At 71.9% G+C, this 16813-nt stretch carries 1 protein-coding gene and 1 pseudogene; one reads left to right on the forward strand and one right to left on the reverse strand.

Annotated elements, in window-relative coordinates:
* Positions 1 to 6 precede the first annotated feature (6 nt).
* The gene (locus AC0KTA_RS41215; protein WP_481057073.1) at positions 7 to 807 is read right to left on the reverse strand and encodes a hypothetical protein; all 801 of its coding nucleotides are present in this window, start codon (positions 805 to 807) and stop codon (positions 7 to 9) included.
* Between the two features lie 340 nt (positions 808 to 1147).
* Here AC0KTA_RS41215 and AC0KTA_RS41220 point away from each other — a divergent pair.
* Positions 1148 to 16801 (forward strand): annotated as a pseudogene (locus AC0KTA_RS41220) (SDR family NAD(P)-dependent oxidoreductase); the annotation flags it as partial.
* Between the last annotated feature and the right edge of the window lie 12 nt (positions 16802 to 16813).

The following is a 16813-nucleotide window of genomic DNA, read 5'->3' on the forward strand; positions in this document are numbered from 1 at the left end:
CCGCCGTCATGCGGTCCGGCCCAGCAGCTCGGTCACGGCCCGCGCGCACTCTTCGCTGCTCAGCAACTCGGCGTGGTGCACATCGAGCCGCAGCTCCTCGCCGACCAGACCGGCCCGCTCGGAGGCGGACACCAGGTTCAGACCGCTGGTCGGAGTGGACGAGCTGATCGCGGTGGACCGCTTCCAGCCCGGCCGCGGATCCAGCTGGGCACCGGCCACCAGATACCGGGCAAAGGAGTTGAACGCCTCGATCAGGCTCGCCCCGTGCTTGGGATCGATCCCCGCCTTGGCGAAGCCCTCGTCGCCGATCTTGCGGTACAGCCCGCTCACGGCCTCCAGCAGCATCTCGATGTCGTGGCCGTTCTCCGCGTACACCCGCTGAGCACCGGCGTGCATCCGGGCCACCTCCTCCGGCGAGAAGAACACGGAGAAGCGGTCGATGGCCCGCACGAACTGCGTATGCAGCGTCAGCGCGGTCGGCACCTCGGGGTCGAACATGACGATGACGGGCGCCTCGTCCTGCCACTCGGCGATCCCGTCGGCCAGCGCCCCGACGAAGGCCGCTCCCGCGCAGAAGCTCAGCACGGCGCGGACCCGGAGCTTGCTCTTGCGAACTCCGTCGAGCCAGCGCTCCAGGTACTCCTGGCCGGACACCCGGCCCGTCCCGCTCGCCGGCGGGAGGGTTTCCCAGACCGTCAGCGAGGGATCGAGCAGCGGAGCGAAATCGGCGAAACCGGCCTCGCCCCGGCCGGATATCGGGAAATCGGCGGCCAGCACGACGTCGCCGGAGCTGCCGTTGTTATGCACTCTCCATCCATCGAGATCCTGCATAACTCCCCTTTTCTCAATCGGGCACGGCTGCATAAGAATTGAGTAGCCAGGGTAAGGAAACGAAAAGAGCGCCCGGCACCCCTAGTGCGCCCCTGATGTCCCCCTACCTGCGCACGCGTGAGCCGTTATGGCCGCATCCCCGCACCTCAGGAGCGGACAAGGCGCCTGGCTAGGGGGCGTTCAGGGGAGTACTAGGGGTTGGTGCACAACATGGCTCCCCCTACCGTTGCCGCTGATTCTTTAAACGCGTTCTAAATGAGCGTCATCAGCTTTATATGAATGCTCGGCGGTGGGGGCTTAGGTGTCGGACGGGTCGAATGAGAAGAAGCTCCTCGACTACCTGAAGCGAGCGACGACGGACCTGCGCGAGGCGCGTAAGCGGCTCCGCGAGGTGGAGGACCGGCACCGTGAGCCGATCGCCATCGTCGGCATGGCCTGCCGCTTCCCCGGCGGCGTCAGCACCCCCGAGGACCTCTGGAAACTCCTCGCTGCGGGCGCGGACGCGACCTCCGAGTTCCCCACCAACCGCGGCTGGGACGTCGAAGGACTCTACGACCCCGACCCGGACAAGCCCGGCACCACCTACTCGATCGAGGGCGGCTTCCTGCACGACGCCGCCGACTTCGACGCGGACTTCTTCGGCATCAGCCCCCGTGAGGCGCTGGCCATGGACCCCCAGCAGCGATTGCTGCTGGAAACCTCCTGGGAAGCCTTCGAGCGGGCCGGGATCGACCCGGCCTCGATGCGCGGCAGAGCCATCGGCGTCTTCGCCGGCGTGATGTACCACGACTACGCCGCCCGCCTGCAGAGCGTGCCGGCCGACGCCGACGGCTACCTCGGCAACGGCAGCGCGGGCAGCATCGCCTCCGGCCGGGTCGCCTACACCCTCGGCCTGGAAGGCCCGGCCGTCACGGTCGACACGGCCTGCTCGTCGTCACTGGTCGCGCTGCACTGGGCGATCCAGGCACTGCGCCAGGGCGAGTGCGAGATGGCGCTCGCCGGTGGCGTCACCGTGATGTCCACCCCCGACACCTTCGTGGAGTTCAGCCGGCAGCGTGGCCTGTCGCCGGACGGCCGCTGCAAGGCGTTCGCGGCCGCCGCGGACGGCACCGGCTGGGGCGAAGGCGCCGGCATGCTGCTCGTCGAGCGGCTGTCGGATGCCCGCCGCAACGGCCACCCCGTGCTGGCCGTGGTCCGCGGGTCGGCCATCAACCAGGATGGCGCCAGCAGCGCGCTCACCGCGCCGAACGGCCCCTCGCAGCAGCGCGTCATCCGCCAGGCGTTGGCCAATGCCCGGGTCGCGGCGGCCGATGTCGACGTGGTCGAGGCGCACGGCACCGGCACCCGCCTCGGCGACCCCATCGAGGCACAGGCGCTGCTGGCGACGTATGGGCAGGAGCGGGGAGAGGACAGTGAGTCGTTGTGGCTGGGCTCGCTGAAGTCGAATCTCGGGCATACGCAGGCGGCTGCCGGTGTTGCCGGTGTGATCAAGATGGTCATGGCGATGCGTCACGGGCTGCTGCCCAAGACGCTGCACGTCGACGAGCCCACGCCGCAGGTGGACTGGACCGAGGGCGCGGTCGAGCTGCTGACCGAGGCGTGTGAGTGGCGCCAGGCTGGCGAGCGTCCGCGCAGGGCGGGCGTGTCCTCGTTCGGCATCAGCGGGACGAATGCGCATGTGATTCTGGAGCAGGCGCCGGAGGTTGGGGCTGCCGCTGCGGGCGCTGGCGTTGAGCTGCCGGTGGTGCCGTGGGTGGTGTCGGGCAAGACGCCGGAGGCGCTGGCGGCGCAGGTCGAGCGGATCCGTGAGGCCGGGTCTGGGTTGAACCCGTTGGACGTCGGGTTCTCGCTGGTGTCGGGGCGGACTTCGTTCGAGCACCGTGCGGTGGTTGTCGGTTCTGATGTGACGTCGGGCCGGGTGCTGGGTGGCAAGCTGGCGGTGCTGTTTGCGGGCCAGGGTGCGCAGCGGGTCGGGATGGGCCGTGAGCTGCGGGATGCGTTCCCGGTGTTCGCGGGGGCGTTTGATGAGGCGTGTGGCGCGCTTGGGCTTGACCCGGCGGTGCTGGATGATGCCGAGCGGCTGGACCAGACGGAGTTCACGCAGTGCGCGTTGTTCGCGGTTGAGGTGGCGTTGTTCCGGCTTGTTGAGTCGTGGGGTGTGAAGCCGGACTTCGTCGGTGGTCATTCGATCGGTGAGCTGGCTGCCGCGCATGTGGCGGGTGTGCTGTCGCTGGAGGACGCGGGCAAGCTGGTCGCCGCCCGGGGTCGCCTGATGCAGGCCCTGCCGATGGGTGGAGCGATGGTCTCGCTCCAGGCATCGGAGGACGAGGTCCGTCCGCTGCTGATCGATGGTGTGGATATCGCGGCGGTCAACGGGCCGAAGGCCGTGGTGATCTCCGGTGACGAAGAAGCGGTTCTCGCTGTCGCGGCGCGTTTTGAGAAATCGAAGCGGCTTACCGTCTCGCATGCGTTCCATTCCTTCCGTATGGAAGGGATGCTCGACGACTTCCGCAAGGTCGCGGAATCGCTGACCTTCCAGGCACCGAAGATTTCGATGACCGGGGAGGTGACCTCGGCTGAATATTGGGTGCGGCATGTCCGTGAGGCGGTCCGTTTCCACGACGAGATCCAGACCCTGCATGCCGAAGGTGTGCGGACCTTCCTGGAGCTGGGCCCCGGCGGTGTCCTGACGACGATGGCCCAGGACTGCCTGCCGGACAACGACGGCGTGGCGTTCATTCCGGCCCTCCGCGAGAACCGGTCCGAGCCGGAGGCCGTCGTCTCCGGCCTCGGCCAAGTTCACATCACCGGCAACTCCGTCGACTGGGCGGCCTTCTTCGCCGGAACCGGCGCCGCCCGCGTCGACCTGCCCACGTACGCCTTCCAGCGCCAGCACTACTGGCTCGATGCCCCGACGGTCACGGGGAATCCGTTGCTGGATGCGGGGGTGGCCGTACCGGAGGGGCATCTCTTCACCGGTCGGCTGTCGCTGCAGAGCCACCCGTGGCTGGCCGATCACGCGGTCTCCGGTGTGGTCCTGCTGCCCGGCGCCGCCTTCGTGGAGCTGGCGATCCGCGCCGGTGACACGGTCGGCTGCGACCTCCTCGAGGAGCTGACCCTGGAGGCGCCGCTGGTGCTGCCCGAGCAGGGCGAGGTGGAGCTGCGGGTCCTGGTCGCTGAACCGGACGAGACCGGGCGGCACGCGGTGAGCGTGCATGCGCGGTCCGGGGACGAGTCGTGGACGCGGCACGCCACCGGTGTGCTGACCGTCGGCGCCCCGGAGCCGGGATTCGGTCCGGGCCCGTGGCCGCCTGCCAGGGCAGAGGCCGTGCCGGTCGAGGGGCTGTACGAGCAGCTTGCCGAGGCCGGGCTGGAGTACGGGCCGGTGTTCCAGGGCCTGACGGCCGCCTGGCGCAGGGGCGACGAGGTCTTCGCTGAGGTCGTCTTGGACGAGGGTGCGGACGGCGAGTCGTTCGGGCTGCACCCGGCGCTGCTGGACTCCGCGCTGCACGCCATAGGCATAGGACTGGCCGCTGATGCCGACTCCGGGCAGGCCGAGCTGCCGTTCGCCTGGAGCGGTGTCGCGCTGCACGCGACGGGTGCCACGGCACTCCGGGTGACGGTGTCGCCGACGGACAACGGAGCTTCGCTCGCGCTGGCGGACGCCACCGGCGCCCCGGTCGCCTCCATCGATTCCCTCGTGCTGCGTCCGGTCGACGGCGAGCAGCTGCGCCGGTCCCGCTCGCAGACCGCTGACGCGCTGTACGTGCTCGACTGGGCGGCCGTGGCGCTGCCCGACGCGGCGGCGGACGCCGCTGACTTCGAGCTGCTCTCCTTCCTGCCGTCTGACGAGAGCGGCGACGCCGACCTGGTGTCGGCCGTGCACGGTGCGGCGCACCGGTTGCTGTCCTTGATCCAGGGTCGGCTGGCCGACGAGAACCGGTCCGCGACCTCGACCCTGGTGGTGCTGACCCAGGGCGCGGTGGCGGCCGGATCCGCCGTGGATTCCGCCACGGACGCCGCCGTGGATCTGGAGCATGCGGCGCTGTGGGGTCTGGTGCGTTCGGCGCAGGCCGAGAACCCCGGCCGCATCGTCCTGGTCGATCTGGACACCGACCCGGAGTCGCTGGCCGCCCTGCCGCGCGCGGTGGCCTCCGGCCAGCCGGAGCTGGCGCTGCGGGGTGGGTCCGCGCTGGTCCCGCGCCTGTCGAAGGCGGCGCTGACGACGCCGGAGCAGCCGCAGCCCTGGGGCGCAGAGGGCACGGACGGCACGGTGCTGGTGACCGGTGGCACCGGTGGTCTGGGTGCGTTGGTGGCCAGGCATCTGGTGGTCGAGCACGGGGTGCGGCATCTGCTGTTGACCAGTCGGCGCGGTCTGGACGCGCCTGGTGCGGCCGAGCTGTGCGAACAACTGGCCGGGCTGGGTGCCGAGGTGACTGTGGCGGCCTGTGATGTGGCGGACCGGGAGGCGCTGGCCGCGCTGCTGGCCGCTGTTCCCGCCGAGCGCCCGCTGAGGGGGGTGGTGCACGCCGCCGGTGTGTTGGATGACGGTGTCGTCGGTGCGCTGACCCCGGAGCGGCTGGAGACGGTCTTCCGGCCGAAGGTGGACGCTGCCTGGCATCTGCACGAGCTGACCCGGGACCTGGACCTGACGGCGTTCGTGCTGTTCTCCTCCGCGGCCGGTGTGCTCGGCAGCGCGGGGCAGGCCAACTATGCCGCCGCCAACGCCTTCCTCGACGCCCTGGCCCGGCACCGGGCCGACGCCGGGCTGCCCGCCGTCTCCCTGGCCTGGGGCGCCTGGGCCCGAGCCGGTGGCATGCTCGGTGAGCTGTCCGCTGCCGACGCCGAGCGGATGACCCGCGAGGGGTATGTGCCGCTGTCCGACGAGGACGGGCTGGCCCTCTTCGACACCGCTGTCACCGGGACCGGCGGCGCGGGCACCTCGCTGCTCGTCCCGCTGCGCCTGGACCGCGCCGCACTGGCGGCCGCCCCGGCGGGCGTGCCGCACAAACTCCGGGGGCTGCTGCGCACCCCGGTCCGGCGCGCGGCGAACGCCGGGGCGGAGGGCGGCGGCGCGCTGCACCAGCGTCTGCTGCGACTGCCGGAAGGCGAGCGTGCGGCGGAGCTGCTGGAGCTGGTGCGTACCGAGGTGGCGGCGGTGCTGGGGTACGCCGGACCGGGCGATGTGGCGGCCGGCCGCCCTTTCCAGGAGCTGGGCTTCGACTCGCTCACCGCGCTGGAGCTGCGCAACCGGCTGGGAGCCGCTGCCGGGCTGCGCCTGCCCGCGACCCTGATCTTCGACTACCCGACGCCCTTGGCCCTGGCCGACCACCTGCGGACCGAACTCCTCGGCGACGACCGGGCCCTGGCGGCGGACGCGGCTCCGGCGCGGACCGTCGACGACGAGCCGATTGTGATTGTGGGGATGGGCTGCCGGTTTCCTGGTGGGGTGTCCTCGCCGGAGGAGCTGTGGGGGCTGTTGGTCTCGGGTGGGGATGCGATCAGCGACTTTCCCTCCGACCGTGGCTGGGACATCGACGGTCTCTACGACCCTGACCCGGACAAGCCCGGCAAGACCTACTCCCGTTCGGGTGGGTTCCTGCATGACGCTGCTGACTTCGATCCGAGGTTTTTCGGTATTTCGCCGCGTGAGGCGGTGGCGATTGATCCGCAGCATCGGTTGTTGTTGGAGGCGTCGTGGGAGGCGTTGGAGCGGGCGGGGATTGATCCGGTTTCGGTGCGGGGTTCGCGGACGGGTGTGTTCGCGGGGGTGATGTATCACGACTACGGGGTGGTGGTGGATCAGGCCGCGGAGCAGGTGGAGGGTTTCCTGGGGACTGGCGGGAGTATCGCCTCCGGCCGGGTCGCCTACACCCTGGGTCTGGAGGGCCCGGCGGTGACGGTGGATACGGCGTGTTCGTCGTCGTTGGTGGGTTTGCATCTTGCGGTGCAGGCGTTGCGTCAGGGTGAGTGTGATCTGGCGTTTGCCGGTGGTGTGACGGTGATGGCGACGCCGGAGATTTTCGTCGGGTTTTCGCGGCAGCGGGGTCTGTCGGCGGATGGCCGGTGCAAGGCGTTCGCGGCGGGGGCGGATGGTACGGGCTGGGGTGAGGGTGTTGGCATGCTGCTGGTGGAGCGGCTGTCGGACGCCCGCCGTCATGGTCATCCGGTGCTGGCGGTGGTGCGTGGTTCGGCGATCAACCAGGATGGTGCGAGCAATGGCCTGACCGCGCCTAACGGCCCGTCCCAGCAGCGCGTCATCCGCCAGGCGCTGGCGAATGCGCGGGTGTCGGCGGCCGATGTGGATGTGGTCGAGGCGCACGGCACCGGCACCCCGCTGGGCGACCCGATCGAGGCGCAGGCGCTGCTGGCCACCTACGGGCAGGACCGTGGTGAGGTCGGTGACCCGTTGTGGCTGGGGTCGGTCAAGTCGAATCTGGGTCATACGCAGGCGGCGGCGGGTGTTGCTGGTGTGATCAAGATGGTCTTGGCGATGCGGCACGGTGTGCTGCCCAAGACGCTGCATGTGGATGAGCCGTCGCCGCATGTGGACTGGTCGGCGGGCGCGGTGGAGCTGCTGACCGAGGCGCGTGAATGGCCCGGATTGGAGCGTCCGCGTCGGGCGGGTGTGTCGTCGTTCGGTATCAGCGGGACGAACGCGCATGTGATCATCGAGCAGGCCCCGGAGGCCGAGGTCCCGGCCGCCGCGGCGGATGGCGGTGTCGAGCTGCCGGTGGTGCCCTGGGTGCTCTCCGGCAAGACCCCCAAGGCACTGCGGGCCCAGGCCGAGCGTCTGCACGGCGCGGTCGCCGAGCTGGACGCGACGGACGTCGGCTTCTCGCTGGCCACCGGCCGGGCCGACTTCGAGCACCGGGCCGTGATCGTCGGTGCCCGTCGGCAGGACTTCCTCCGTGGACTGGCCGCATTGGCCAAGGGCAAGCCGGTGCTGGGCACCGCGGTCGGCGTGGCCCGGGACGACGCCGGTCTCGCCGTACTCTTCACCGGCCAGGGCGCGCAGCGCGCCGGCATGGGCCGGGAACTGCACGCCACCTTCCCGGTCTTCGCGACCGCCTTCGACGAGGCATGCGCGGCCCTTGGTCTGGATGCCGAGGTGTTCGGTCAGGCGGAGCTTCTCGACCAGACCCAGCACACCCAGGCCGCGCTGTTCGCCGTCGAGGTGGCGCTGTTCCGGCTGGTCGAGTCGTGGGGCGTCAAGCCGGACTTCGTTGCCGGGCACTCCATCGGCGAGCTGGCCGCCGCCCACGTGGCCGGGGTGCTGTCGCTGGCGGACGCGGGCAAGCTGGTTGCCGCGCGCGGCCGGCTGATGCAGGCGCTGCCGACTGGTGGGGCGATGGTGTCGCTCCAGGCGAGCGAGGACGAGCTCCGTCCGCTGCTGACCGACGGCGTGGACATCGCGGCGATCAACGGCCCCAGCGCCGTGGTGCTCTCCGGCGACGAGGACGCCGTACTGGGGCTGGCCAGGCACTTCCAGTCCCTGGGCCGCAAGACCAAGCGGCTGAAGGTCTCGCACGCCTTCCACTCGTTCCGTATGGACGGCATGCTCGACGACTTCCGCCACGTTGCGGAGGGGCTGACCTTCCAGGCGCCGCGAATTCCGGTGGTCTCGAACGTCACCGGGCGTCCGGCCACCCCAGAAGAGCTGTGCTCGCCCGAGTACTGGATGCGCCATGTCCGTCAGGCCGTCCGCTTCGCCGACGGCATCCGGACCCTGCACGCCGAGGGCGTCCGCACCTTCCTGGAGCTGGGCCCGGACGCAGTGCTCACCGCCATGGCACAGGACTGCCTGCCCGACGCCGACGACGTCACCTTCGTGCCCGCGCTGCGCCGCAGCCGGCCGGAGCTTCAGACCGCCGGTGCCGCGCTGGGCCGACTCCACGTCCAGGGCGTCGCCGTGGACTGGCCGGCCTTCTTCGCGGGCACCGGCGCCCGCCGCGTTGACCTGCCCACCTACGCCTTCCAGCGCCGCCGCTACTGGCCGAACCGCTCGGCGTCGACGGGCGACGTCTCCTCCGCCGGGCTCGCCAGCACGGATCACCCGCTGCTGGGTGCGGCGGTCGCGCTGCCGGACGGATGGGTCCTCACCGGCCGGCTGTCCCTGCAGTCGCACGGCTGGCTGGCCGACCACGCGGTGCTGGGCACCGTCCTGCTGCCCGCCACCGCCTTCGTCGACCTCGCCATCGAGGCCGCCGACCGGGTCGGTTGCGAGACGCTCGACGAGCTGACGCTTGAGGCTCCGCTGGTCCTGCCGGAGCGCGGGGCGGTGCAACTGCGGGTCACCGTCGGCGAGGCCGACGACTCGGGCCGCCGCAGCCTGACCGTGCACTCCCGCCCGGAGGGCGCGGCGGAGGACCTGCCGTGGTCCCGGCACGCCTCCGGCGTCCTGGCCGCGGGCGCGAAGACGGCCGAGGAGTTGGCGGCGGCCAAGGCGCCGATGTCGGCCGAGTGGCCGCCTGCCGGGGCGGAGCCCGTACCGGTCGACGGGCTCTACGACCAGCTCGCCGAGCGGGGACTGGAGTATGGGCCGTCCTTCCAAGGGCTGACCGCCGCCTGGCGCAAGGACGGCACGACCTACGCCGAGGTGTCCCTGCCGGAGGGCGTGGAGACCGGACGGTTCGGCCTCAACCCCGCGCTGCTGGACGCCGCCCTGCATGCGCTTGAGCTCGCGGACCCCGACGCCGAGCAGGCCGAGCTCCCCTTCGCCTGGAGCGGGGTGACCCTGCACGCCTCCGGCGCCACGGCGCTGCGGGTCACCGTCCGGGCCGCCGCCGACGGCAACGGGATGTCCCTCGACCTCGCCGACGCCGCCGGAGCCCCGGTCGCCTCCGTCGACTCGCTGCTGCTGCGGCAGGTCACACGCGACCAGCTCGGTGGCGCACGGGTGGGCGACTCGCTGTTCCGGCTGGAGTGGACCGCGCTGGACGTAACCCCGGGCGCCGCTGCGGCGGCCGCCGACGCGGCCTCCGGTACGGCGGACGCGGGCGCGGCGGACGGCACCGCGCGCTGGGTCGTGCTCGGTGCCGACGACGCACCCCTGCCGACGCGGCTCCGTCAGGCCGACGCGCAGGTGGAGACGTACGCCGACCTCGACGCGCTCAGCGCGCGCGGCGGTCGGCTGCCTGGCCTCGTCCTGGCGCCCTGCCTGCCCGTCGCCGACGGGACGGCCCCGGTGCACAGCGAGACGCATCGGGTGCTCGGCCTGCTCCAGGCATGGCTGGACGCGGAGGAGTTCGCCTCCTCCCGGCTGGCGGTGGTGACCGACTCCGCGACCCTGGCGCACGCCGCGATCGGCGGCCTGGTGCGCTCCGCGCAGTCCGAACACCCGGACCGCTTCCTCCTCATCGAGCTGGACGAGTCGGCCGAGTCCTGCCGGGCACTGCCGGCTGCGATCGCCTCCGGTGAGCCGCAGCTCGCGGTGCGCCGGGGTACCGTCTCCGTCCCCCGGCTCGCGCGGGCTGCCGCCGCGGCCGGGGCGGGCCAGGCGCGGCCCTGGGGCGCGGATGGCACGGACGGCGCGGATGGCACGGTTCTGGTGACCGGTGGCACCGGTGGTCTGGGTGCGCTGGTGGCCAGGCATCTGGTGGCCGAGCACGGGGTGCGGCATCTGCTGTTGACCAGCAGGCGCGGTATGGACGCACCTGGTGCGGCCGAGCTGCGCGAGGAACTCGCCGGGCTGGGTGCCGAGGTGACCATCGCGGCCTGCGATGTGGCCGACCGGGGCGCGCTGGCGGCTCTGCTGGCCTCCGTCCCTGCCGAACAGCCGCTGACCGGTGTGGTGCACGCGGCCGGTGTGCTGGACGACGGCCTGCTCGGCTCGTTGACGCCGGAGCGGATGGACACGGTCCTGCGCCCCAAGGCGGACGCGGCCTGGCATCTGCACGAGCTGACCCGCGACCTGGACCTGACGGCGTTCGTGCTGTTCTCCTCCGCCGCCGGGGTGCTGGGCAACCTCGGCCAGGCCAACTACGCGGCCGCCAACGCCTTCCTGGACGCTCTGGCGGCGCACCGCCGGGCCGCCGGGCTGGCCGGCGTCTCGCTGGCCTGGGGCCTGTGGCAGCGGGACGGCGGCATGGCCGGTGAGCTGAACCAGGCGGACATCGACCGGATGACGCGGGAGGGATTCGCCCCGCTGTCCGACGAGGAGGGCCTGGCCCTGCTCGACGCCGCCGTCCGGATCGGCTCTGCCGGAACCGTCGACGCCGCCGATGGCGTCGCCGTGCTGGTACCGATCCATCTGAACACCCGGGCCCTGGCAGCTGCCGGGGGCGAGGTGCCCTCGATGCTGCGCGGCCTGGTGCGGGCCCCGGCACGGCGTGCGGCGACGGGCGCCGGCACCGGCTCCGGTGCGGCCGGTTCGGGCGCGCTGGGTCAGACGCTGCTGGCGCTGCCGGAACCGGAGCGCAAGGCGGCCCTAGTCGACCTGGTGCGCGGACACGTCGCCGCGGTGCTCGACTACGAGTCGGCCGCCGATGTGGACCCGCTGCGGTCGTTCAGCGACATCGGCTTCGACTCGCTCACCGGCGTCGAGCTCCGCAACCGGCTCAGCGCGGCCACCGAGCTGCGGCTGTCTGCGGGGCTGGTCTTCGACTACCCGACGGCGGACGCGCTCGCCGACCATCTGCGAGCGGAGATTCTCGGCGACGAGCAGGCACCGGCCGAGGTCGCGGTGCCGGTCCGGTCCACCGAGGACGATCCGATCGCCATCGTCGGCATGAGCTGCCAGTACCCGGGCGGGGTGTCCTCGCCGGAGGAGCTGTGGCAGCTGCTGGTCACCGGCGGCGACGCGATCAGCGACTTCCCCACGGACCGCGGCTGGGACATCGAAACGCTCTACCACCCGGACCCCGACCACCGGGGCACCACCTACACCCGGTCGGGCGGATTCCTGCACGACGCGGCCGAGTTCGACCCGTCCTTCTTCGGCATCAGCCCGCGTGAGGCGGCGGCCATGGACCCGCAGCACCGCCTGCTGCTGGAGGCGTCCTGGGAGGCGTTCGAACGGGCCGGGATCGACCCGGTGTCGGTGCGCGGCAGCCGCACTGGTGTGTTCGCCGGTGTGATGTACAACGACTACGACTTCCTGGTGCAGCAGGCCGGCGACCGGGTGGACGGATTCCTCGGGACCGGCGGCAGCATCGCCTCCGGCCGGGTCGCCTACACCCTGGGTCTGGAGGGCCCGGCGGTGACGGTCGACACGGCCTGCTCGTCGTCGCTGGTCGCGCTGCACTGGGCGATCCAGGCGCTGCGGCAGGGCGAGTGCGAGATGGCACTCGTCGGTGGCGTCACCGTCATGGCGACGCCGGAGACGTTCATCGACTTCTCCCGGCAGCGCGGCTTGGCCGGGGACGGCCGGTGCAAGGCGTTCGCCGGTGCGGCGGATGGTACGGGTTGGGGCGAGGGTGTCGGCATGCTGCTCGTCGAGCGGCTGTCGGATGCCCGTCGTAATGGCCATCAGGTGCTGGCGGTGGTGCGGGGTTCGGCGATCAACCAGGACGGCGCGAGCAACGGTCTGACCGCGCCCAACGGTCCTTCCCAGCAGCGGGTGATCCGTCAGGCGCTGGCCGGGGCGGGGCTCGCGACCGCCGATGTGGACGCGGTGGAGGCGCATGGCACCGGGACCCGGCTGGGCGACCCGATCGAGGCACAGGCGCTGTTGGCCACGTATGGCCAGGACCGAGAGAGTGAGCCCTTGTGGCTCGGGTCGATCAAGTCGAACCTGGGCCATACGCAGGCGGCGGCTGGAGTTGCCGGTGTGATCAAGATGGTCATGGCGATGCGGCACGGCGTGCTGCCGAAGACCCTGCACGTCGATGAGCCGTCGCCGCAGGTGGAGTGGTCGGCGGGTGCGGTTGAGCTGCTGTCCGAGGCGCGTGAGTGGCGTCAGGCTGGCGAGCGTCCGCGCCGGGCGGGTGTGTCCTCGTTCGGCATCAGCGGGACGAATGCGCATGTGATTCTGGAGCAGGCGCCGGAGGTTGATGTCCCTGTTGAGGGCGGTGTCGAGCTGCCGGTGGTGCCCTGGGTGGTCTCCGCAAAGAGCGAGGCTGCGCTGAGCTCTCAGGTCGAGCGGGTGCGGCGCGCGGCTGCCGATCTGAACCCGGTGGATGTCGGGTTCTCGCTGGCGACCGGTCGGGCGTCGTTCGAGCACCGGGCGGTCGTTGTCGGGTCCGATGTGACGTCGGGCCGGGTGTTGGGCGGCAAGCTCGCGGTGCTCTTCACCGGCCAGGGTGCGCAGCGGGTCGGGATGGGCCGGGAGTTGCGGGATGCGTTCCCGGTGTTCGCGTCGGCTTTCGGTGAGGCGTGTGCGGCACTGGGGTTGGACCCGGCGGTGCTGGACGATGCCGGGAAGCTGGACCAGACGGAGTTCACTCAGGCCGCGCTGTTCGCGGTCGAGGTCGCCCTGTTCCGGCTCGTCGAGTCGTGGGGTGTGCGCCCGGACTTCGTCGGTGGTCACTCGATCGGTGAGCTGGCTGCCGCGCACGTCGCCGGGGTGCTGTCGCTGGCGGACGCGGCCAAGCTGGTCGCCGCGCGCGGCCGCCTGATGCAGGCCCTCCCGACCGGTGGGGCGATGGTCTCGCTCCAGGCGTCCGAGGGGGAGGTGCTGCCGCTCCTCACCGATCGCGTGGACATCGCGGCCGTCAACGGCCCCAACGCTGTGGTGATCTCCGGCGACGAAGACGCGGTTCTCGCTGTCGCTGGGCAGTTCGCGACGTCCAAGAGGCTGACGGTCTCGCACGCCTTCCACTCCTTCCGTATGGACGGGATGCTGGCCGACTTCCGCAAGGTCGCCGAGTCGCTGACCTTCAACCCGCCGCGCATCGCGATGACGGGGGAGGTGACGTCGCCGGAGTACTGGGTGCGGCATGTCCGTGAGGCCGTCCGCTTCCACGACGAGATCCAGAGCCTCCACGCCGAAGGCGTCCGTACTTTCCTGGAGTTGGGCCCCGGCGGCGTCCTGACGGCGATGGCGCAGGACTGCCTGCCCGACGCCGAGGACGTCGCTTTCATCCCGGCCCTGCGCAAGAACCGGCCCGAGCCGGAGGCCGTCGTCTCGGCTCTCGGTCGAGTCCACGTCACCGGCAACTCCGTCGACTGGCCCGCATTCTTCACGGGTACGGGCGCAGCCCGCGTCGATCTGCCCACGTACGCCTTCCAGCACGACCGCTACTGGTTGGACACGTCTCCCGCTTCGGGGGCCGGGCTGCTCGGGACCGCGATCGCGGTGCCGGAGGGGCATCTCTTTACCGGACAGCTGTCGTTGCAGAGCCACCCGTGGCTGGCCGATCACGCCGTGTCGGGCGTGGTCCTGCTGCCCGGCACCGTCTTCGTGGAGCTGGCGATCCGCGCCGGTGACGAGGTCGGTTGCGACCTCCTCGAGGAGCTGACGCTGGAGGCGCCGCTGGTGCTGCCCGAGCGGGGCGCGGTGGAGCTGCGGGTCCTGGTCGGAGAGCGGGATGAGACGGGACGGCGTCCGCTGAGTGTGCACGCGCAGTTCGGGAACGAGTCGTGGACGCGGCACGCCACCGGTGTGCTGGCCGCCGACGCCCCCGCTCCGGTCTTCGACCTCACGGCCTGGCCGCCGGCCGGTGCCGAGACCATCGCGGTCGACGGGCTCTACGACCGGCTCGCCGGGCTCGGGCTCGACTACGGGCCGGTCTTCCAGGGCCTGACCGCCGCCTGGCGCAAGGGCGACGAGGTGTTCGCCGAGGTCGCCCTGGACGAGGGCACGGGCGGCGAGTCGTTCGGACTGCACCCGGCGCTGCTGGACGCCACGCTGCACGCCATCGGGCTCGGTGACTTCGTCGAGGACGACGGCCGGGCGCTGCTGCCCTTCGCCTGGAGCGGAGTCGCACTGCACGCCACCGGGGCCGAGACGGTCCGGGTCAAGGTCTCAGCCGCTGCGGGCGGGGTGTCGCTCGTGATCGCCGACGGGACGGGTGCGCCGGTCGCTCTCGTCGGGACCCTGGCACTGCGGCCCCTTGTGCAGGACCAACTGGTCGCGGCCAGGGACACCCTGCGCGACGCGCTGTTCCGGACCGAGTGGCAGCCGGTGCCGCAGGACCGGTCGCCGGCCACCACGGCGGCCACCGCCACCGAGAAGTGGGCCGTGCTGGAGGGCGACGACCTTGCCGCTCTGACCGGAGCGGACGCAGTGCCGGGGCTGGTGCTGCTGCCGCTGTCCGCCCCCGACCAGGACCGTGACGCCTGTGAGGCCCGCGACCTGGCCGCGGCCACCCGTCACGTGGCGGGCCGGGTACTCGGCCTGATCCAGCAGTGGCTGGCCGAGGAGCGGTTCGCGGCGTCCCGACTGGTGGTGGCGACCCGTGGGGCCGTCGCGACCAGCGCCGAAGCCGATGTCGCGAATCCGGCGCACGCCGCCGTATGGGGGCTGCTGCGCGCCGCGCAGGAGGAGCACCCGGACCGCTTCCTCCTGGTCGACCTGGACACCAACGAGGACCAGCTGCCGGAGGACGTACTCGGTGCGCTTGCCGCCGACGCGGTAGACGGCGGGGAGCGAGAGCTGGCGCTGCGGGACGGTGAGTTGCTGGCGCCGCGCCTGGTCAAGGCCGCCCAACTTGCCGCCTCGGACCGTGGTCCGGACCAGGGCCAGGACCAGGACCGGGCGACCGTCTGGGACGCCGCCGGGACGGTGCTGATCACCGGTGGCACCGGTGGGCTGGGCCGGATCGTGGCCCGTCACCTGGTGGCCGAGCACGGGGTGCGGCATCTGCTGCTGACCAGCCGGCGCGGTATGGACGCACCTGGTGCGGCCGAGCTGTGCGAACAACTCGCCGGGCTGGGTGCCGAGGTGACCGTCGCGGCCTGTGACGTGGCGGACCGTGAGGCACTGGCCGCACTGCTGGGATCGGTACCCGCCGAGCGCCCGCTGACCGGTGTCGTCCATGCCGCCGGTGTGCTGGACGACGGGGTCATCGGCGCCCTGACCCCGGAGCGGCTGGACACTGTTTTCCGGCCCAAGGTGGATGCCGCGCTGCATCTGCACGAGCTGACCCGGGACCTGGACCTGACGGCGTTTGTGCTGTTCTCCTCGGCGGCCGGGGTGTTCGGTACGCCGGGGCAGGCCAACTACGCGGCGGCCAACGCCTTCCTGGACGCGCTGGTCCAGCACCGCAACGCGGCCGGCCTGCCGGGCGTTTCCCTGGCCTGGGGTCCGTGGGCGCAGCAGGACGGCGGCGGTATGGCCGACGGGCTCGCCGACGCCGACCTGCGCCGTATGTCCCGCTCGGGGGTGCTGCCGGTGTCGGCCGAGGACGGCCTGGTGCTGTTCGACCGGACGGCGGGGGCGCGTGGCGTCGTCGTCCCGGTGCCGCTGGACACCCGGGCCCTGGCCGGTGCGGGGGCGGTGGCGCCGCTGTTCCGCGGGCTGGTGCGTACCACCGCGCGTCGGTCCGCGCGGACCGGCACCAGGGAGACCGGCGAGCAGCTGAAGCAGCGGCTGGCGGCCCTGCCCACGCTGGAGCAGGAGCGGGTACTGCTCGACCTGGTCTGGGGGCACGCGGCGTCGGTGCTCGGCCACGCCGACCTGACCGCCGTCGGATCCGACCGCGCCTTCAGCGAGCTCGGCTTCGACTCGCTGACAGCGGTCGAGTTCCGCAACGGACTCCAGATCGCAACCGGGCTGCGGCTGCCCGCCACGCTGATCTTCGACTACGCGACCTCGCGCGCCCTCGCCGAGTATGTGCGCGCCGCACTGGTGCCGGCGCAGGACGCGGGCGGCACGGCGGACGAGGACGAGATCCGCCGGGCGCTGGCCGCAATTCCGCTGAACCGCCTGCGGGACGCGGGCCTGATGGATGCCCTGCTGGAGCTGGCGGGGATCCGTGTCCAGGGCCCGGACCCGGCCGCCGCCGACGAGGCGGGCGAGCCGGACTCGATCGACTCGATGGATGCCGAGCGCCTGATGCGGATGGCGCTCGGAGAGTCCGACTTCTGAAGACGCGAGAGG

It is taken from the genome of Streptomyces sp. Y309 (assembly GCF_056712025.1).